The sequence below is a fragment of the Cellulomonas humilata genome (assembly GCF_030814415.1).
Lineage (GTDB): Bacteria > Actinomycetota > Actinomycetes > Actinomycetales > Cellulomonadaceae > Cellulomonas > Cellulomonas humilata_A.
Window position 1 is genome coordinate 856,706 of the sequence record NZ_JAUSVB010000002.1, and the last position, 18,154, is coordinate 874,859.

Annotated in this window: 16 protein-coding genes; 9 read left to right on the forward strand and 7 right to left on the reverse strand. The window is 73.0% G+C overall.

All coding sequences use genetic code 11. The features are described 5' to 3' along the window. Window positions 1-65 precede the first annotated feature (65 nt). The 8 genes from J2X26_RS09970 (at window position 66) to J2X26_RS10005 (ending at window position 9,554) form a co-directional block, all read left to right on the forward strand. Window positions 66-2,069, forward strand: a complete 2,004-nt coding sequence (locus J2X26_RS09970) for an APC family permease (RefSeq protein WP_307491878.1) — start codon at window positions 66-68, stop codon at window positions 2,067-2,069. Then, the gene (locus J2X26_RS09975) at window positions 2,059-3,327 is read left to right on the forward strand and encodes a class I SAM-dependent RNA methyltransferase (protein WP_307491879.1); all 1,269 of its coding nucleotides are present in this window, start codon (window positions 2,059-2,061) and stop codon (window positions 3,325-3,327) included. The genes J2X26_RS09970 and J2X26_RS09975 overlap by 11 nt, the downstream gene beginning before the upstream one ends. A gap of 80 nt (window positions 3,328-3,407) precedes the next feature. Continuing rightward, window positions 3,408-3,578, forward strand: a complete 171-nt coding sequence (locus tag J2X26_RS09980) for a hypothetical protein (protein ID WP_055913928.1) — start codon at window positions 3,408-3,410, stop codon at window positions 3,576-3,578. Window positions 3,579-3,779: 201 nt separating this feature from the next. Then, entirely contained in the window at window positions 3,780-6,524 is a 2,745-nt protein-coding gene (gene acnA / locus J2X26_RS09985; RefSeq protein WP_307491882.1) for an aconitate hydratase AcnA, read from the forward strand. 107 nt (window positions 6,525-6,631) lie between these two features. Then, a complete protein-coding gene (locus tag J2X26_RS09990; protein WP_307491884.1) occupies window positions 6,632-7,351 on the forward strand; it encodes a HEAT repeat domain-containing protein in 720 nt (239 codons plus the stop codon). A gap of 231 nt (window positions 7,352-7,582) precedes the next feature. Then, window positions 7,583-8,269: a hypothetical protein gene (locus J2X26_RS09995; protein WP_307491885.1), complete on the forward strand. Its 687-nt coding sequence runs from the start codon at window positions 7,583-7,585 to the stop codon at window positions 8,267-8,269. Further along, window positions 8,266-8,892: a hypothetical protein gene (locus J2X26_RS10000; RefSeq protein WP_307491886.1), complete on the forward strand. Its 627-nt coding sequence runs from the start codon at window positions 8,266-8,268 to the stop codon at window positions 8,890-8,892. The genes J2X26_RS09995 and J2X26_RS10000 overlap by 4 nt, the downstream gene beginning before the upstream one ends. Next, a complete protein-coding gene (locus J2X26_RS10005; RefSeq protein WP_307491888.1) occupies window positions 8,889-9,554 on the forward strand; it encodes a hypothetical protein in 666 nt (221 codons plus the stop codon). Before J2X26_RS10000 ends, J2X26_RS10005 begins: the two co-directional genes overlap by 4 nt. Here J2X26_RS10005 and J2X26_RS10010 read toward each other — a convergent pair. From J2X26_RS10010 to J2X26_RS10040, 7 genes are all read right to left on the reverse strand, one after another. Beyond that, window positions 9,551-10,867: a hypothetical protein gene (locus J2X26_RS10010; RefSeq protein ID WP_307491889.1), complete on the reverse strand. Its 1,317-nt coding sequence runs from the start codon at window positions 10,865-10,867 to the stop codon at window positions 9,551-9,553. The two genes, J2X26_RS10005 and J2X26_RS10010, sit on opposite strands and share 4 nt — an antisense overlap. Before the next feature lie 79 nt (window positions 10,868-10,946). Continuing rightward, window positions 10,947-11,849 (reverse strand): arginase family protein, encoded by a 903-nt coding sequence (locus J2X26_RS10015; RefSeq protein ID WP_307491890.1) that lies wholly within the window; start codon window positions 11,847-11,849, stop codon window positions 10,947-10,949. Between the two features lie 29 nt (window positions 11,850-11,878). Then, window positions 11,879-12,313, reverse strand: coding sequence for a DUF1801 domain-containing protein (locus tag J2X26_RS10020; protein ID WP_307491891.1), 435 nt, complete (start codon window positions 12,311-12,313; stop codon window positions 11,879-11,881). A gap of 20 nt (window positions 12,314-12,333) precedes the next feature. Continuing rightward, window positions 12,334-13,203 (reverse strand): aminoglycoside phosphotransferase family protein, encoded by an 870-nt coding sequence (locus tag J2X26_RS10025; protein WP_307491892.1) that lies wholly within the window; start codon window positions 13,201-13,203, stop codon window positions 12,334-12,336. Window position 13,204: 1 nt separating this feature from the next. Next, on the reverse strand, window positions 13,205-13,891 hold the full coding sequence (locus J2X26_RS10030) for an NUDIX hydrolase (protein WP_307491893.1): 687 nt from the start codon (window positions 13,889-13,891) through the stop codon (window positions 13,205-13,207). Next, entirely contained in the window at window positions 13,888-14,580 is a 693-nt protein-coding gene (locus J2X26_RS10035) for a type 1 glutamine amidotransferase (RefSeq protein WP_307491894.1), read from the reverse strand. The genes J2X26_RS10030 and J2X26_RS10035 overlap by 4 nt, the downstream gene beginning before the upstream one ends. Before the next feature lie 5 nt (window positions 14,581-14,585). Next, window positions 14,586-16,040, reverse strand: a complete 1,455-nt coding sequence (locus tag J2X26_RS10040) for a GuaB1 family IMP dehydrogenase-related protein (protein ID WP_307491896.1) — start codon at window positions 16,038-16,040, stop codon at window positions 14,586-14,588. A gap of 178 nt (window positions 16,041-16,218) precedes the next feature. Between J2X26_RS10040 and dxs the strand changes: the two genes are divergently transcribed. Then, window positions 16,219-18,102, forward strand: coding sequence for a 1-deoxy-D-xylulose-5-phosphate synthase (gene dxs / locus J2X26_RS10045; RefSeq protein ID WP_307491898.1), 1,884 nt, complete (start codon window positions 16,219-16,221; stop codon window positions 18,100-18,102). Window positions 18,103-18,154: the final 52 nt, after the last annotated feature.

Below are 18,154 nucleotides of genomic sequence, written 5' to 3' on the forward strand. Positions count from 1 at the left end.
CACGTCACCCGGCGCGCCGGGACGGGTGGTGTGGGCGGGGCTGCGCGGGCCTAGCATTGCGGATCGTGTCGGACCTCTCGGATGCCGCCAAACGCCTGTTGCTCGGACGTCCCGTCCGCAGCGACCGGCTCGGCCACACGCTCCTGCCGAAGCGCATCGCGCTGCCGGTGTTCGCGTCGGACGCGCTCTCGTCGGTGGCGTACGCGCCCGACGAGATCCTGCTGACGCTCTCGCTCGCGGGGATGGCGGCCCTCGTCATCTCGCCGTGGGTCGGGCTGGCCGTCGTCGTGGTCATGCTCGTCGTGGTCGCGTCCTACCGGCAGAACGTCCACGCGTACCCCTCGGGCGGCGGCGACTACGAGGTCGCGACGACGAACCTGGGCAAGAACGCCGGCGTGACCGTGGCCAGCGCCCTGCTGGTCGACTACGTGCTGACGGTCGCGGTGTCGATCTCCTCGGGGGCCCAGTACGCCGCGACGGCCATCCCCGCCCTGCGAGGGAACGAGGCGGTGTTCGCCATCGGGCTCGTCGTGCTGCTCACGGTCGTGAACCTGCGCGGCGTCAAGGAGTCGGGGAGCCTGTTTGCCCTTCCCGTCTACCTCTTCATGCTCGCGATCGGTTCGCTCGCCGTCATCGGCGCTCTCCAGATGCTCACGGGCAACCTCGCGATGGCGGAGAGCGCGGGCCTCGAGCTCGCGCCGGACGCCGCATTCGACCAAGGGCTCACCGGGCTGGCCGGGTTCTTCCTCATCCTGCGGGCCTTCTCGTCCGGCTGCGCCGCGCTCACCGGGGTCGAGGCCATCAGCAACGGTGTGCCGGCGTTCAAGAAGCCCAAGTCGAAGAACGCTGCGACGACGCTCGCGCTGCTGGGCCTCCTTTCGATCACCATGATCATGTCGATCCTGCTGCTCGCCCGGGCGACCGGCGTCGTGTTCGCGGACGACCCCGAGACCCAGCTGCTCGAGAACGGCCAGCCGGTGGGTGCCGGCTACGAGCAGCACCCGGTCATCAGCCAGCTGTCGAGCGCGGTGTTCCAGAGCGTGCCGTTCGTGGCCGTGCTCGTGTCCGTCGTCACGGGCCTGATCCTCGTGTTCGCCGCCAACACGGCGTTCAACGGGTTCCCGGTCCTGGGCTCGATCCTGGCGCGCGACGGCTACCTGCCACGCCAGCTCCACACGCGCGGTGACCGCCTCGCCTACTCCAACGGCATCGTCACCCTGGCGCTCGTCGCCATCGTCCTCATCTGGGCCTTCGACGCCGAGGTCACGCGACTGATCCAGCTCTACATCGTCGGCGTCTTCGTGTCGTTCACAGTGAGCCAGCTCGGCATGGTGCGGCACTGGACGAGGCACCTGCGGACCGAGCCTGACCCCACGCGTCGCACGCAGATGAAGCGGTCGCGGATCATCAACGCGGTGGGTCTGACGATGACCGCGACGGTGCTCGTCGTGGTCCTCATCACCAAGTTCACGCACGGCGCCTGGATCGCGATCCTCGCGATGGTGGTCATCTACGTGATCATGCAGTCGATCCACCGCCACTACGCGCTGGTGAGGGAGGAGCTGGCGCTGGGCACCGACACGGAGTCCGCCCGTGCCCTGCCCAGCCGCGTCCACGCCATCGTGCTCGTCTCACACCTGCACCGGCCCACCATGCGCGCCCTGGCCTACGCGCGCGCGTCGCGGCCGCAGATCCTCGAGGCGGTCACCGTCAGCGTCGACCCCGAGGACGTGGACGCCTTGCGCGAGCAGTGGGAGACACTGGCCATCCCGGTCCCGCTGCGCGTGCTCGACTCACCCTTCCGGGAGATCACGCGGCCCGTCCTGACCTACGTGCGGTCGATTCGCCGTGAGAGTCCGCGGGACCTCGTGGTCGTGTACATCCCCGAGTACGTCGTCGGGCACTGGTGGGAGCACCTGCTGCACAACCAGTCCGCGCTGCGGCTCAAGGGCCGGCTGCTGTTCACGCCGGGCGTCGTCGTCGCCTCCGTGCCGTGGCAGCTGGCGTCCTCCGAGGGGCAGACCGGGCTCGAGGAACCGGTCCGGGGTACGGTTCCGCGTGGCTACTGAGACGTCTTCCGACAGCACGGCCGAGCTCGTCGAGCTCGAGATCGGCCCGGTGGCCCATGGCGGTCACTGCGTGGCACGTCACGAGGGTCGCGTCATCTTCGTCCGGCACACGCTCCCGGGCGAGCGCGTCCGCGCGCGGCTGACCGACGCGGGAGAGACCGCGAAGTTCTGGCGCGCCGACGCCGTCGAGGTGCTGGAGGCGTCCCCGGACCGCGTCGAGTCCGCGTGGCCCGCTGCCGGCGCCGGTGGCGTGGGCGGGGGGGAGCTCGCGCACGTGTCGCTGCCTGCTCAGCGGGCGTGGAAGGCCGCGGTGCTCGCCGAGCAGCTGCGACGGCTGGCCAAGCTCGACCTCGACGTCCCCGTGCAGGCGGCACCCGGTGACGACGAGCGCGGCGGCCTCGGCTGGCGCACGCGCATCGACCTGGTCACCGACGCCGAGGGCCGGGCGGGCATGCACGGCTTCCGCTCGCACGACATCCACCTGCTGGACTCGATGCCGCTGGCCAACGAGGCGATCGCGGCGCTCGACCTGTTCGGCCGCCGCTGGTCGGGCGGCGCGCGCGTCGAGGCGATCGCGCCGTCCAGCGGCGACGCCCCCCTCGTGCTCGTCGACGGTGCGCCCTTCGACATCGGTCGCGGACGCATGGACGGCCGGCCCAACGCCCGCACGGCGGTCAAGGAGCACGTCCAGCACGGGGACGTCGGGTACGACTTCCGCGTGGCGGGCGCCGGGTTCTGGCAGGTGCACCGCGAGGCCCCGGACCTGCTGGTCGCGGCGGTGCTGGCCGGGCTCGGCGACGTCGACGGCGCCGCGGTCCTCGACCTCTACTCGGGTGCCGGCCTGTTCACCGCGCCGCTGTCCGACGCGGTGGGGGAGACCGGTGAGGTGGTCTCGGTCGAGGGTGACGCGCGGGCCGTGAAGGACGCCCGGCGCAACCTGCACGACCGTCGCAACGTCGAGCTGCACGCGGGGGACGTCGCCCAGGTGCTCACCGGGCGGATCGACGCCGACTCGGACGTGGTGCACGCGGACGCGGTCGTGCTCGACCCGCCGCGGACCGGCGCCGGACGCAAGGTCGTCGCCGGGATCACCGAGCTCCGCCCCGAGCGTGTGGTCTACGTGGCGTGCGACCCGGCGGCGCTGGCCCGCGACATCGCGCTCTTCGCCGACGCCGGCTATGCGCTGGCGGACCTCCAGGCGTACGACCTGTTCCCGATGACGCACCACCTCGAGGCGGTCGCCGTCCTGACGCGCTGACTGCGTGCGCGGGCAGGGGTGCCGGACTAGCGTGGATGTATCGCCGGACCGGACAGGGCCCGGCAGGGAGGAGCGGCACGGTGAGCGAGAAGGACGCGGTTAGCCGGCTGGCTGAGGCCAAGCGGCTGGTCACCCAGGAGCTGCACAAGCAGGGGACGCCCGACTACGACCCGCGGTCGCACCAGCGCGCGATCGAGGCCGAGCGCAAGGCGCAGGACGCCGTCGACGCGGAGCAGGCCGCGCGCAGCTGAGCGGCTCGCCCGCGGGCCCTCGTGCACGCGCGCCACGCCGACGTGGACGCGCGTGCGCGGGGGCCCGCGAGCATGTATCTTGATGTCGAGATAAATCGCGACCCCGGCCACCTAGGCTGAGAGGTCGCACCGCCCAGCGGTCCGGGTGACTACCCATCCCCGGCAGCACCACCGGCAGACTCGCCAGCGAAGGAGCCCCCCGTGAGCAGCGTCGACAGCTTCGGTTCGAAGGGAACACTCGAGGTCGGTGACGCCTCGTACGAGGTGTACCGGCTCTCGGCCGTCCCGGGGGTGGAGCGCCTGCCGTTCAGCCTCAAGGTGCTCGCCGAGAACCTCCTGCGGACCGAGGACGGCGCCAACATCACGGCCGACCACGTGCGCGCGCTCGCCGAGTGGGACCCGGACGCCCAGCCCGACACCGAGATCCAGTTCACGCCCGCCCGCGTGATCATGCAGGACTTCACCGGCGTGCCCTGTGTCGTCGACCTGGCCACCATGCGTGAGGCCGTCGTCGACCTGGGTGGTGACGCCAGCCGCATCAACCCGCTGGCTCCCGCCGAGCTGGTCATCGACCACTCCGTGCAGATCGACGTGGCCGGCCGAGCCGACGCGTTCGAGCGCAACGTCGCCCTGGAGTACGAGCGCAACTTCGAGCGCTACCAGTTCCTGCGCTGGGGCCAGACGGCGTTCGACGACTTCAAGGTCGTCCCGCCCGGCACCGGCATCGTGCACCAGGTCAACATCGAGTACCTGGCCCGCGTCGTGATGGTGCGCGACGGCAAGGCCTACCCCGACACCTGCGTCGGCACCGACTCGCACACCACCATGGTCAACGGCCTGGGCGTGCTGGGCTGGGGAGTCGGCGGCATCGAGGCCGAGGCCGCGATGCTGGGCCAGCCCGTGTCGATGCTCATCCCGCGCGTCGTCGGCTTCAAGCTCACCGGCACCATCCCGCTGGGCGTCACCGCGACCGACATCGTGCTCACCATCACGCAGAAGCTGCGCCAGCACGGCGTCGTCGGCAAGTTCGTCGAGTTCTACGGCGAGGGCGTCGCCGCGGTGCCGCTGGCCAACCGCGCGACCATCGGCAACATGAGCCCCGAGTTCGGCTCGACCGCGGCGATCTTCCCCATCGACTCCGTGACGATCGACTACCTGCGCCTGACCGGTCGCTCCGAGGAGCAGCTCGCGCTCGTCGAGGCGTACGCCAAGGAGCAGGGCATGTGGCTGGACCCGACGCTGGACAGCTACGTCCAGCCGGTGTTCTCCGAGTACCTCGAGCTCGACCTGTCCACCGTCGTGCCGTCGATCGCCGGCCCGAAGCGCCCCCAGGACCGCATCGAGCTGTCGCGCGCCAAGGAGCAGTTCCAGCGCGACCTGCCGACGTACGCACCCGAGGCTGCCAACGGCGTCGACGAGGCCGAGGAGGAGTCGTTCCCGGCGTCCGACTCGCCCGCGATCACGTCGTCGGCCACCCGCGTGTACCCGACCACGGACACGCAGGGCCGGTCGTTCGACCTGTTCCACGGTGCCGTCGCGATCGCGTCCATCACGAGCTGCACCAACACGTCGAACCCGTCGGTGATGATCGCCGCCGCGCTCGTCGCCAAGAAGGCCGTCGAGAAGGGCCTGACCGCCAAGCCGTGGGTCAAGACGTCGATGGCGCCCGGGTCGCAGGTCGTCACCAACTACTACGAGAAGGCCGGCCTGTGGCCGTACCTCGAGAAGCTGGGCTTCCACCTGGTCGGCTACGGCTGCGCCACCTGCATCGGCAACTCGGGCCCGCTCGACGAGAAGGTCTCGGAGACCGTGCAGGAGCACGACCTCGCCGTCGCCGCGGTCCTGTCCGGCAACCGCAACTTCGAGGGGCGCATCAACCCCGACATCAAGATGAACTACCTGGCCTCCCCGCCGCTGGTCATCGCGTACGCGCTGGCCGGGACCATGGACTTCGACTTCGAGTCGGACCCGCTGGGCCGCGACGAGGCCGGTCAGCCCATCTTCCTGCGGGACATCTGGCCGACGCCCGACGAGGTGCAGACCACGATCGACGCGTCGATCGACCGCGCGATGTTCACCAAGGACTACGCGGACGTGTTCACCGGGGACGACCGGTGGCGCGCACTTCCGACGCCCGAGGGCGACACGTTCGAGTGGGACCCCGAGTCGACCTACGTCCGCAAGCCCCCGTACTTCGAGGGCATGCAGGCCGCGCCGTCCCCGGTGCTCGACTTCCACGGTGCGCGCGTGCTGGCCAAGCTGGGCGACTCGGTGACCACCGACCACATCAGCCCGGCCGGCTCGATCAAGGCCGACAGCCCGGCGGGCCTCTACCTCGCCGAGCACGGTGTGGGTCGTCGCGACTTCAACTCCTACGGCTCGCGCCGTGGCAACCACGAGGTCATGATCCGCGGCACGTTCGCCAACATCCGGCTGCGCAACCAGCTGGTCCCCGGCGTCGAGGGTGGGTTCACGAAGAACCTGCTCACCGGTGAGCAGTCGTCGATCTACGACGCCTCGCAGGCCTACCAGGAGGCGGGCATCCCGCTCGTCGTCCTCGGCGGCAAGGAGTACGGCTCCGGCTCGTCGCGCGACTGGGCCGCCAAGGGCACCAGCCTGCTGGGCGTCAAGGCGGTCATCACCGAGAGCTTCGAGCGGATCCACCGCTCGAACCTCATCGGGATGGGTGTGCTCCCGCTGCAGTTCCCGGAGGGGGAGTCGGCCGACTCGCTCGGCCTGGACGGCACCGAGACGTTCGACATCACGGGCGTGACCGCGCTCAACGAGGGGACCACGCCACGCACCCTGGCCGTGACGGCGACGAAGACCGACGGCACGGTCGTCGCGTTCGACGCGGTGCTGCGCATCGACACCCCCGGCGAGGCGGACTACTACCGCAACGGCGGGATCCTGCAGTACGTGCTGCGCTCGCTGGTCAAGGCCTGACGAGCCGGACGCCCGACGAGCCCGGTCCCCGACGTGGGGCCGGGCTCGCGGCGTCCGTGCAGGTGCTCACCTTCCCGGCGCGGGCCGGCGGGGTGTGGGATGGCGGGGTGACCACCCGCACAGCTCAGCACGCCGCCGCGCTGGAGGGACTCGACGCCTCGGCGGTGCCGCCCTACCTCGACGCCCACAGCGCGCTGCCCGGCCCGCGGGCGAACCTCGAGCTGGTCGCGGCTTTCGCACACGTGTGGGGCACGCGCGCACCGGCACTGGTGGACGCGCTGCTGGCGGACCCCGACGAGTACCGGCGAATGTGCGGCACCGTCGCCATGGCGCCTCGCCTGCTCGCCGCGATGTCGGCGGGCGCGCAGGCGACGGTGGTCGCACAGCTGCGGGAGCGGGCGGCCGACGACTCGTGGCGCGTGCGCGAGGGGGTCGCCATGGCCTGGCAGCTGGTCGGGGACGCCGACCCGGCGCTCCTGCGCACGACGATGGCCGGCTGGGCGGCGGACGGCCCGCCGCTGGTGCGGCGCGCGGCCATCGCGTCCCTGTGCGAGCCGCGGCTGCTCCACGACGAGCAGACGCTCGGCGTCGCGCTCGCCGCGTGCGCGGCCGCGACGGACTTCCTCGCCGCGCGGCCCGCAGGGGACCGGCGCGCGGCCGACCTGCGGACGTTGCGGCAGGCGCTCGGGTACTGCTGGAGCGTCGCGATCGCCGCGGACCCCGCGCGCGGCCTGACGGCGTTCGACGCGCTGACCCGCTCGTCCGACCCTGACGTCGCGTGGGTGGTGCGCGAGAACCGGAAGAAGAAGCGGATGCCGGTGGCGTGACCGCCAGGAGAGCCGTTCGTCGACCACCCCGGCGGTCACGGCGCTGGGGGAGCGCCGAACGACCTCCTCGAGGACCGTGAAGTCGACCGCGTCGAGGTCCTTGAGGTACGGGCACCCCTTGCCCCGCGTGTGCGGGCCCAACGACGCCAACAGCTCGCGGCGGCGGCGGGCATCGTCGGCCGCGTGGGCGGCGCCGCCGAGCACGAGCCTGGGGCCCCTACACTCGGGCGCGTGTCCGGACCCGCCGCCCCGCCCGACCTGCGCGCACGTGCCCGGGCCAGCGGCAGCCTGGTGGCCCGTCGTGCCCTCGACCAGCCGCTGCGGCGCATCGGGATCGGCGGCGCGATCGTGCTCCTCGCGGTCACGGCCGCGTTCGGAGGGCTGCGGGAGCAGGCAGAGGACGGTCCGGAGAAGCTGGCGGTCGACGTCCCGGTGGCGGTCGCGCCGTTCGAGCTGACCGTGCACCGCGTCGTGTGGACGACCGACCTGCCGGGGCAGTACCTGTCCGACGACGGCAACCGCTGGGTCGGCGTCGTCGCGACGGTGCGCAACACGAGCGACGCCGGCGTCCTGGGAGTCACGCTGCAGGACGCGCTCACCCTCGCCGACGTGGAGGGCCTCGTGCAGGAGCCCCGCGCCCTGGTCCCCGGCGTGCGGGCGACCTCGATCGCCCTGCTGGAGGACGGCTCGTCGCTCAGCCCCGTGCAGCCGGGCCTCTCGTACGAGGCTGCCTTCCTCTTCGAGCAGGACGGGTCGGTCGCGCCGCCCACGAGCGCCACCGTGCTGCTGCAGCAGCACACCTGGCGCAGCGGCAGCCTCGACCCGACGGAGACGTGGTGGGACCCGACGACGACGCTGCGGGCCGCTCTCGACGTCCGTGAGGCACGGTCGGACGCCGACGAGGAGGCAGAGTCGTGAGCACCCCCGCGGCGCCTACCCCTCGCGTGCGCCGACCCACCGCGCAGACGCTCGGAGCGGGCGCCGCCGTGCTGGCGGCCCTGGCGGTCGGCCACGTCGTCGTGACGGCGTTCCCGGTGGACGAGCGCGTGCAGGCGTCGTTCCTCCGGCCGACCGTCGTCGGTGAGCCCGTCGAGCTCCGGTACGCACGGCTCACGGCGGGCGAGCCCTCCGGCTCGACCGTCCTCGACGCCGACGACGGTTCGCTGCTGTCCACGCCCGGCGTGTGGCTGACCGTCCCGGTGACGATCGAGGCCGTCGGGCAGCCGCGCACGTTCGGGTTCGCGGAGCTGCTCGGCGGCGACGGACGCACCTACACCGTGTCCACGGGCGGACGCTCGGGGTTCCTCCCGGGTACGGCGCAGCCAGGGGTACCCCGGTACGCGACGCTGCGCGTCGAGGTCCCGCCCGAGGCCCTGGCGGGCGCGCACCTGCGCATCGGGCTGGAGCAGAAGGACCAGCGCCGCGACGACGTCGCCGACATCGACCTGGGCCTCACGCAGGCCGACGCGGACGCGTGGGCGGCGGACGACTCGCCCGTCGTCGCCGGCGCGTGGTCCGACGAGCCGCCGGAGCAGCCGTGAGCACCCAGACCGCACCACCGACCGCTGCCGAGCCGTCCGAGACGGGCTGGTGGCGCCGCAACCGCTGGGCCCTGGCCGCGCTGCCCGTCGTCCTCGCGCTGGCGCTCGTCGCGGCGGGTGACCGGGTCCGGACGCTGTGGTGGGAGCAGGACCTGCGCGTGCCGACGTCGGCGGAGGCGGGAACGACGCTCGACTTCCACCAGCGTGTCCAGACGGGTACCGGCGGCACCCTGCCGATCGACGTGGAGGTGCACCTGGACCACGTCGGCGACGCGACCACCCTGCCGGACGACTTGGAGCTTCCGGCCGGCACCCGAGCGGTGCAGGTGGACCTGACCTTGGGGGCGGACCCCGACGTCGTGCTCACCGGGTGCTCGCTCGCCGTGCGGGACGCCGCAGGGACGCGCTACGACTACGTGTCCAACGCGTGGGGTGCGCTGCAACCCGTGGTGCCGTGCGTCCCGGAGGACACGCCCGGGCCGTGGCCGTCGCTGGGCGATCTGGACGACGTGCTCACCGACCCGGACGACCCGCCTCGCCCGGCCACGTGGTCGGTCTCGCCGGTGGTCGTGGTTCCGGAGGGGGTCGACGTCGCCGACGTGGTGCTCTGGTGGCAGAAGCCGCAGTACGCGCTCCTCGAGGTGCCGAGCCAGCCCAGCTAGGCCTCCGCCGCCACCGGCTCCTGGGCCGCGACCGCGGCCTGGCCCGCGAGGATCCGGTCCACACCGGCCGCAAGCAGCGCCATCGTCACCGTCAGCCCGACGGCGGTCGCGACGGACGAGATCATCGGCGCGAACGCGAGCCACGTGTCGACGTCCCGCGGCCCGCTCACCGCCCGCACCAGCAGCTGGATCGCCTCCTCGAGCCGCGTCGCGACGAGGAACGCGAGCGCGAACACGAGCATCGGACCGAGGCCGGCGACGGCGAGCCTGCGCAGCCCGTCGGTGAGCGCCGTGAAGCGTCCGCGCACGTCGCCCACCACGGGCGCGACCGCCTCGGTGGTCCACCGCCGAACGGGCGCCGGGAGCCGCTGCCACGCCGCCGGACGTAGGCGCGGCTCACGCTTCGGCGGCGCTGCCAGCTTGTGGCCGTAGACGACCGCCCCGACGGTGAGCCACGCGAGGGGGATGACGACGAGGTCGTCCAGGTTGCCCAGCACGCCGGCGACCGTGTCGACGACCGCGTCGACCGGGCCGGCCAGAGGACCGAGCGTGTCGAGCAGCGTGAGCCACCAGTCGAGGACGATCGCCACGGCGCGCCGGCTCTCGGCCCACGCCCAGGCCTCGTCGAGCAGCTGCGTCGCGAACGCGGCCACGGCGAGCAGCCAGAAGGCCTCGACGTAGGCGCCGGCGAACGCGAGCGCGCGTCGGTGGCTGCGCCCCTCCCACCGACCCAGCAGCCAGCGGAGCACGACCGCCACCACGACCACCGCGACGAGGACCCAGCCGGTGGCGAGATCGACGAACGCACCGTCCGGTCCGTCCCCCGTGAGCGAGAACCCGTTCTCCATGAACTCCCGGTACGCGGCCGTGTTGAGGAACCGGGACCGGTCCTCCTCGAGCAGCCCGTACGACGCGTACAGCGCGAGGAACGGCACGAACACCGAGGCCAGCACGTCGATCAGGCCGCGCTCGTGCCCGGATGCTGCGTCGTCGGGGCCGCGGGTACGGCCGATGGCCGCGAGCGCGGGCAGGTCTCGGCGCAGCACGTGCAGCATGGCGACGATCCCCGCCACCATGCTCAGCGGCGCGAGCACGAGCACCGCCCAGCCGAGCGTGTTGTTGACTGTCGACGCGTTGACGGCGGCCCATCCGGCGGCGTGCCGTCCGGCCACGGCGAGCAGCGCGATGACCAGCAGCACCGGCCACGAGCGCGCCCACAGCCGCGCGCCCTGGGCCACGACGGCGCCGAGGTCGTGCAGCCAGGTGCGCAGGCCGTCGCGCGGTGCGGGGGTGGTGGTCGTGGCGTCGCTCACGGCGGACATCATGGCGTGCCGAGCGCGATCGCGGGGTGCGTGACCAGGATGTCGCCCTGACCAGGGTGGTCCGGCCCCGTCACCGGGCGGGTGCGAGGGCGGACCCGAGCAGGTCGACGAGGGCGACCATCCAGGTCCCGTGCTCGTCGTCGCGGTCCGGGTTCGCCTCGGTGACGACGAGTCCGGACCAGCGGGGATCGGCCACGAGACCCGCGAGGAGGTCCCGCAGGACCGGCGGCGTCAGTCCGCGGCCGTACTGCGGGATGTCCGCGAGGGGCAGCGCGAACATGTCGAGGACGTCGACGTCGAGGTGCACGAGGAAACCATCGGCGGCCGTGCCCACGGCGGCGAGGGCCTGTCGCGCGGCCGCGGTCGGGTCGTCGAGCACCGTCGCGGCGGGGATCCGTGCGGACGGGACGAGGCCGTGCACGTCCTCCTCGTCGTCGGCGTAGCCCACGAAGCACAGGCGGTCGGCCGTCAGGAGCGGGCGTCGCGGCCCGAGTCCCGCGAGGCCGTCGTGTGCACCCGGGAGGTCGAGCAGGTGCGCCACCCCCATGGAGTCCGCGATCGGCTCCTCGGGGTGGTCCGCCGGGAGCTGGAGGTCCTGCCCGCCGTCGACGTAGACCAGCCCGAGGTCGAGCCCCGCGTCGGCGGACGCCGCGACGACCGCGAGGGTCACCGTGCACTCGCCGCCGAGCACCACCGGGACGTGGCCGGCGGACAGGACCGTACCCAGCGCCTCCCGCGCCTCCTGCAGGACGACCGCGACCCGTGCGACGTCGTGCGGGTTGGTGCGCTCGGGCGGGTCGGGACGCCACCGTGCCGACGCCGTGTCGCCGTGGTCGACGACGCGACGGCCGGTGCGTTCGAGTGCTCGGACGAGCCCGGCGGCGCGCAGTGCGGCGGGGGAGCGGTCGAGGCCGGGGGCGTGGGCGGCGGCGCTCGACGGCACCCCGAGGACGCCCAGGGGTCGGTGCGGCATCCGGTCAGGCTAGGTGCGGGCGCCGACATTCACCCGACGTCGCCGAAGCCCTCCGCGGTCACCGTGGCGTACGAGCGGCGGACGGCCTCCTCGAGGACACCGAGGTCGACCTTGTCGAGATCCTTGATGTATACGCAGCTCACCGAGCTCGTGTGCGGACCGAGGCCCGCGAGCAGGTCGGCGTGCGCCTCGACCCCGTCGGAGAGGTACACCGTCGTCGCGGCCTTGCGCGGCGAGAACCCCGCGGCGATCGCGTCGCCCTGCCGGCCCGACGAGTACGCGTAGTGGTAGGTGCCGAAGCCGACGATGCTCGGTCCCCACAGCCGCGGCTGCTCGCCCGTCACGCGAGTCATCAGCTCGACCAGGCGGAGCGCGTCCCGGCGACGCACGGGATGGTCCACGGCGGCGAGGAACGCGTCGACGTCGGCGTCGGTGGGCTGGGTCTTGTTGGGCTCGGGTGCCATCGCGCCAGTATCCCGCCGAGTCAGTCGGCGAGCGCCTGCGCGATCCCGTGCCGCCCGATCTCCGCGAGGGCGGGGTGGTCGACGGGATGCATCTGGAGCACGACGGCCATGTGCAGCGCCCACGCCTGCGCGCGCCGCCAGGTCGCGTCATCGGGCCCCAGCCGGTCCCGGAACCCCGCGCGCCCGTCCGCGTCGAACGTGAGCCAGGCGGTCGACAGGTCGGAGGCGGGGTCGCCGGAGGTCACGTCGCCGAAGTCGATGACCGCGCGCAGCCGGCCGTCGTGCACCAGGAGGTTGGCAGGGTGCGGGTCGCCGTGCAGCCACAGCGCCGGCCCGTCCCACGCGGGGGTCGCCGCGAGGTCGCGCCAGCGCTCGAGGATGCGGTCCGCGTCGGGCAGGGCGAGGCGTTCGAGCCGCTCGCGCAGCGGCTCCTCGCGCGGGGCGATCGGCACGCCGCGGAACGCGTTCACCGGGGCGTCGTCCGGGGCCGGACGGTGCAGGGCGACGAACACCTCCGCCAGCTGCGACGCCCACGCGGAGCGGCTCGCCACCGGGGTGTGGTGGGCAGCGACGGCGTCGAACCACGGGACGACGCTCCACGTCCACGGGTAGGTCGACGACGGCACGCCGACCCGGACTGGCGTCGGCACGTCGACCGGGAGACGGGGGGCCAGGACGGGCAGCCATCGCTGCTCGTGCTCCACCATCGGAGCGGCGACCGCCCGGACGGGGAACCGGGCGGTCAGCTGGTCGCCGACGCGCCACAGGGCGTTGTCCCACCCGGTGCCCGCCCAGGCCAGGGGCAGGTCGGCGAGATCGGGGTGCTGCTCGCGCAGGAGGGTGCGGACGAGGTCCTCGGACACCTCGATCTCCAGGAGGGGGTGCACCACGTCAGCGGGCCTGCACGACGCGGTGCACGTCGTACGGCACCGCCCAGCCGAGGGCGTCGAACATCCTGGCCAGCACGATGCCCGTGAATCCCCAGACCAGCACGCCGTCGACGAGGAACGCCGGGGTGCGGACTGTCCGACCCCAGCGCGAGTGCTCGACGCTCGCCCGGTTGGCCGGCTCCAGGAGGTCCGCCACCGGCACGCGGAACACGTCTACGGTCTCGGCATGGTCCACCGCCGCGACCTGCGACGGACGTGTCCACCAGGCCGGGACCGGCGTGACCAGGTGGTTGCTCACCGGCACGGGCAACGGCGGCAGGGTGCCGAGCACTTCGACGCCCTTCGCCTCGAGCCCGACCTCCTCGACCGCCTCGCGCACCGCGGCCTCGCGCGGGCCCGCGTCGGAGGGCTCCAGCCGGCCCCCCGGGAAGGCGATCTGCCCGGCATGGTGGCCGAGGGCCTGGGAGCGCCGTTGGAGGAGCACGTCGAGATCGCGGGCCACCAGCGGGTCCTCGGTGCGCGACGGGGTCGCGTCGAGCGCACCGAACAGGACCAGCACCGCGGCCGGCCGGGCCGTGGACGGGTCCTCCAGCACCCGGACCGGGTCCACGCCCCAGTCGAGGCCGCGCGCGCACAGGTCGAGGAGCTCGGCGCGCGCCCCACGCACCTCCGGCGTCAGGTCTGTCATCCGCGAGCCCGTACGAGCTCTCCGAACGCGGCGAACATCTTCGTCGCGGCGGGGGCCAGACCGGGGAGGTGCTCGGCGCCGGCCGTGCGGATCTCGTCGATCTCCTCCGGGGACAGGTCGCCGACCATGTCCGGCGTCGAGAGCCACAGGTCGAGCATCCCGGCGTCGAGCTCGGGGTGGAACTGCAGACCCAGCGCGCTGCCCGCGCGGAAGGCCTGCACCGGGGTCGCGGCCGTCGAGGCCAGGAGCGTGGCGCCGCTCGGCAGGTCCACCGTGTCGGAGTGCCAGTGCAGCACGGTGGGCCGCTCGCCGAGCGCACCCAGCATCAGGTCCTCCGCGACGACGTCGACCGGCGCGAAGCCGATCTCGGTGGCAGCGCGCAGGTGCAGCCGGGAGCCGAGCGCGAGGGCGAGGATCTGCATCCCGAGGCAGACCCCCAGCACGGGCACGTCGGCGTCCACCGCGGTCGCCAGCAGCGCGCGCTCCGCCGCCAGACCCGGATGACCCGGCACGTCGTCCGCGTCCATCGGCCCACCCATGACGACCACGCCGGACACCTCGTCGAGACCCGGGAGGCGGGCGTCGTCGAGGTCGAGGACCGTGCGCACGCGGATGGGTGCGTCGAGGCCGCGCGCGATCAGGCCCGGGCCCTCGTGCGGTGCGTGCATCACCACCAGGACGGGACGCATGCCCGTCACCACCCGTCGGGCAGCGGGCGCCCCTCCTCGTAGCCGGCCGCCGACTGGATGCCGACCACGGCGCGCTCGTGGAGCTCGTCGAGGGACGTCGCGCCGACGTAGGTCGCGGCGGAGCGGACGCCCGCCGTGATGTGGTCGATGAGGTCCTCGACACCGGGGCGACGGGGGTCCAGGTACATCCGGGAGGACGAGATGCCCTCCTCGTACAGCGCCTTGCGCGCCCGGTCGAACGCCGAGCCGCCGCGGGTGCGGGCCGCGACGGCGCGCGCGGAGGCCATCCCGAAGCTCTCCTTGTAGAGGCGGCCGTTGCCGTCCTCGTGCAGGTCGCCGGGCGACTCGTGCGTGCCCGCGAACCAGGAGCCGACCATGACCTGCGACGCACCGGCGGCCAGCGCCAGAGCGACGTCGCGCGGGTGGCGGACGCCTCCGTCGGCCCACACGTGCTTGCCCAGCCGGCGTGCCTCGGCGGCGCACTCGAGCACCGCGGAGAACTGCGGACGGCCGACGGCGGTCATCATGCGCGTGGTGCACATGGCACCGGGTCCGACGCCGACCTTGACGATGTCCGCGCCCGCGGCGATGAGGTCACGCGTCCCCTCGGCGGTGACCACGTTGCCCGCGACGACCGGAACCTGCGGGTCAAGCGAGCGGACGGCGCCGAGCGCGTCGAGCATCTTGCGCTGGTGCCCGTGCGCGGTGTCGACGACGAGCACGTCGACGCCGGCCTCGAGCAGCTCGAGAGCCTTCTGCTTGACGTCGCCGTTGATGCCGACCGCGGCCGCGACGCGCAGGCGCCCGTCCGCGTCGAGGGCCGGCTGGTAGATCGACGAGCGCAGCGCGCCCACCTGGGTGAGGACGCCGACCAGCTCACCGTCGCGGACGACGGGGGAGAACTTGCGGCGCGAGCCGTGCAGCTTCTCGAACGCCGCCTCCAGGCCGCGCAGGCCACCCTGCTCGACGATCGCGAGATCGACGGTCGTCGGGTGGGCGCTCATGACCTGCTCGACCTGGGTGAACCGGTCGACGCCCTGGCAGTCGGCCTCGGTCACGACGCCGACCGGCTTCCCGCCGTCGACGACGACCGCGGCACCGTGCGCGCGCTTTCCGATCAGGGTCAGGGCTGTGTGGACCGTGTCGTGCGGGCTGACGACCACGGCGGACTCGATGACCGTGTGTCGCGCCTTGACGGACGAGACGACCTCGGCGACCACGTCGGTCGGCACGTCCTGAGGCAGGACGGTGATGCCGCCGCGGCGGGCGACCGTCTCGGCCATCCGGCGGCCGGCGACGGCCGTCATGTTGGCGACGACGATGGGGATGGTGGTCCCGGTGCCGTCGACGGCCGTGAGGTCGACGTCGAAGCGGGAGGTGACCTCGGAACGCGACGGGACGAGGAAGACGTCTCCGTAGGTGAGGTCGGAGGTGGCCGCGTGGCCGGGCAGGAAGCGCATGGGTTTCCCCCTTTCCTGTCCATGGTAGTCGCTCCCCGGCTCGTCTTCACGGGGCCTCCACACGCCTCTGACCTGCGTCAGCGCGTGAGCCGGTCCGGGTCGGCCTACAGTGTGGACAAGCTTTCGGCGTCCGCACGGTGCGGCATCGTCGCCGTACACCGGAGGAGGAGGCACCACCATGGGTCAGCTGACGCGCATCAACTCCCCGCAGGACGTGCGCCGGCTCACCTCGCACCAGGCCGATGACCTCGCCGCCGAGATCCGCACGTTCCTGGTCGAGCAGGTCTCCCGCACCGGTGGTCACCTCGGACCCAACCTCGGCGTCGTCGAGCTGACCATCGCGATGCACCGGGTGTTCGAGTCGCCGCTGGACACCATGGTGTTCGACACGGGCCACCAGGCGTACGTGCACAAGCTCCTCACGGGCCGCCGCGACTTCTCGCAGCTGCGCAGCAAGGGCGGCCTGTCGGGGTACCCCAGCCGGGCGGAGTCCGAGCACGACGTCGTCGAGAACTCGCACGCCTCGACCGCGCTGAGCTGGGCCGACGGCATCGCCAAGGCCAACGAGCTGCAGGGCCGGGGCGACCGGCACGTCGTCGCGGTGATCGGCGACGGCGCGCTGACCGGCGGGATGGCCTGGGAGGCGCTCAACAACATCGCCGCCGGGCAGGACCGCCGGCTCGTCATCGTGGTCAACGACAACGGCCGCTCCTACGCACCCACGATCGGCGGCCTGGCGCACCACCTGGACACCCTGCGTACCACCCAGGGCTACGAGAACGTGCTGTCCTGGGGCAAGCGCACGTTGCGCCGGTCCGGTGCACCCGGCCGGGCGACCTACGACGCGCTGCACGGCATGAAGAAGGGCATCAAGGACGTCCTGGTACCGCAGGGCATGTTCGAGGACCTCGGCATCAAGTACGTCGGCCCGGTCGACGGGCACGACGTGCGCGCGGTCGAGCGTGCGCTGCGCAGCGCGAAGGCGTTCGGCGGGCCGGTCATCGTGCACGTCATCACCGAGAAGGGCCGTGGGTACGTCCCGGCCGAGCAGGACGTCGCGGACCGGTTCCACGCGGTCGGCAAGATCCACCCCGAGACCGGCCTGCCCGTCGCACCCTCGCGGTTCGAGTGGACCAGCGTCTTCGCCGACGAGCTGGTGCGCATCGGCCGGCGCCGTCCCGACGTCGTCGCCATCACCGCGGCGATGCTCCAGCCCGTCGGCCTGGCGCCGTTCGCGGCGGAGTTCCCCACGCGGGTGTTCGACGTCGGCATCGCGGAGCAGCACGCGGCGACGTCCGCGGCGGGGATGGCCTTCGGGGGACTGCACCCTGTCGTCGCGGTGTACGCCACGTTCCTCAACCGTGCCTTCGACCAGGTGCTCATGGACGTCGCGCTGCACAAGGCCGGCGTCACGTTCGTGCTGGACCGCGCGGGGCTCACGGGATCCGACGGTGCGAGCCACAACGGCATGTGGGACATGGCGATGCTCGGCGTCGTCCCGGGTCTGCGGCTCGCGGCACCGCGCGACGAGGAGACCCTGCGCGACGCGCTGCGCACCGCGGTCGACGTCGAGGACGCGCCCACCGTGATCCGCTATCCGAAGGGCGCGCTGGTCGACCCCGTCCCTGCGATCGACCACCTCGACGGTGTCGACGTCCTCGCCCGGCACGACGGCCCGGCCGACGCGCAGCACGTGCTCGTCGTCGGGTACGGCGCGATGGCGCCGACCGCGCTCGAGACCGCTGACCTGCTCGCCGCGCACGGCCTGCGGGTGACCGTCGTCGACCCGCGGTGGGTCATGCCGGTGTCCGCAGCGCTCACCAAGCTGGTGGGGGACCACGACCACGTGGTCACCATCGAGGACGGCGTCGTCGACGGCGGCCGCGGGTCGCTGGTGGCGCAGCGGGCGCGTGAGGCGGGCATCTCGACGCCTGTGCAGGCCGTCGGCATCCCGCGCGCGTTCCTCGACCACGCCACCCGCGAGCAGCTGGTGACCGAGCTCCGGCTCGCTCCGGGCGACATCGCTCGGGACGTCTTGGCGGCGCTGGGCCGTACCCCCTGAGATCTGGACCTGTCGTCCCGGCCGTGGGGCGGTGACTCACGTCTCGCCGTCC

Coding starts and splice junctions, on each gene's coding strand:
- J2X26_RS10020 (WP_307491891.1), bottom strand. CDS start 12,313: ATGGCACCCGAGCCCAACAAGACCCAGCCCACCGACGCCGACGTCGAC.
- dxs (WP_307491898.1), top strand. CDS start 16,219: ATGGGTCAGCTGACGCGCATCAACTCCCCGCAGGACGTGCGCCGGCTC.
- J2X26_RS10030 (WP_307491893.1), bottom strand. CDS start 13,891: ATGACAGACCTGACGCCGGAGGTGCGTGGGGCGCGCGCCGAGCTCCTC.
- J2X26_RS10040 (WP_307491896.1), bottom strand. CDS start 16,040: ATGCGCTTCCTGCCCGGCCACGCGGCCACCTCCGACCTCACCTACGGA.
- J2X26_RS10015 (WP_307491890.1), bottom strand. CDS start 11,849: ATGCCGCACCGACCCCTGGGCGTCCTCGGGGTGCCGTCGAGCGCCGCC.
- J2X26_RS10035 (WP_307491894.1), bottom strand. CDS start 14,580: ATGCGTCCCGTCCTGGTGGTGATGCACGCACCGCACGAGGGCCCGGGC.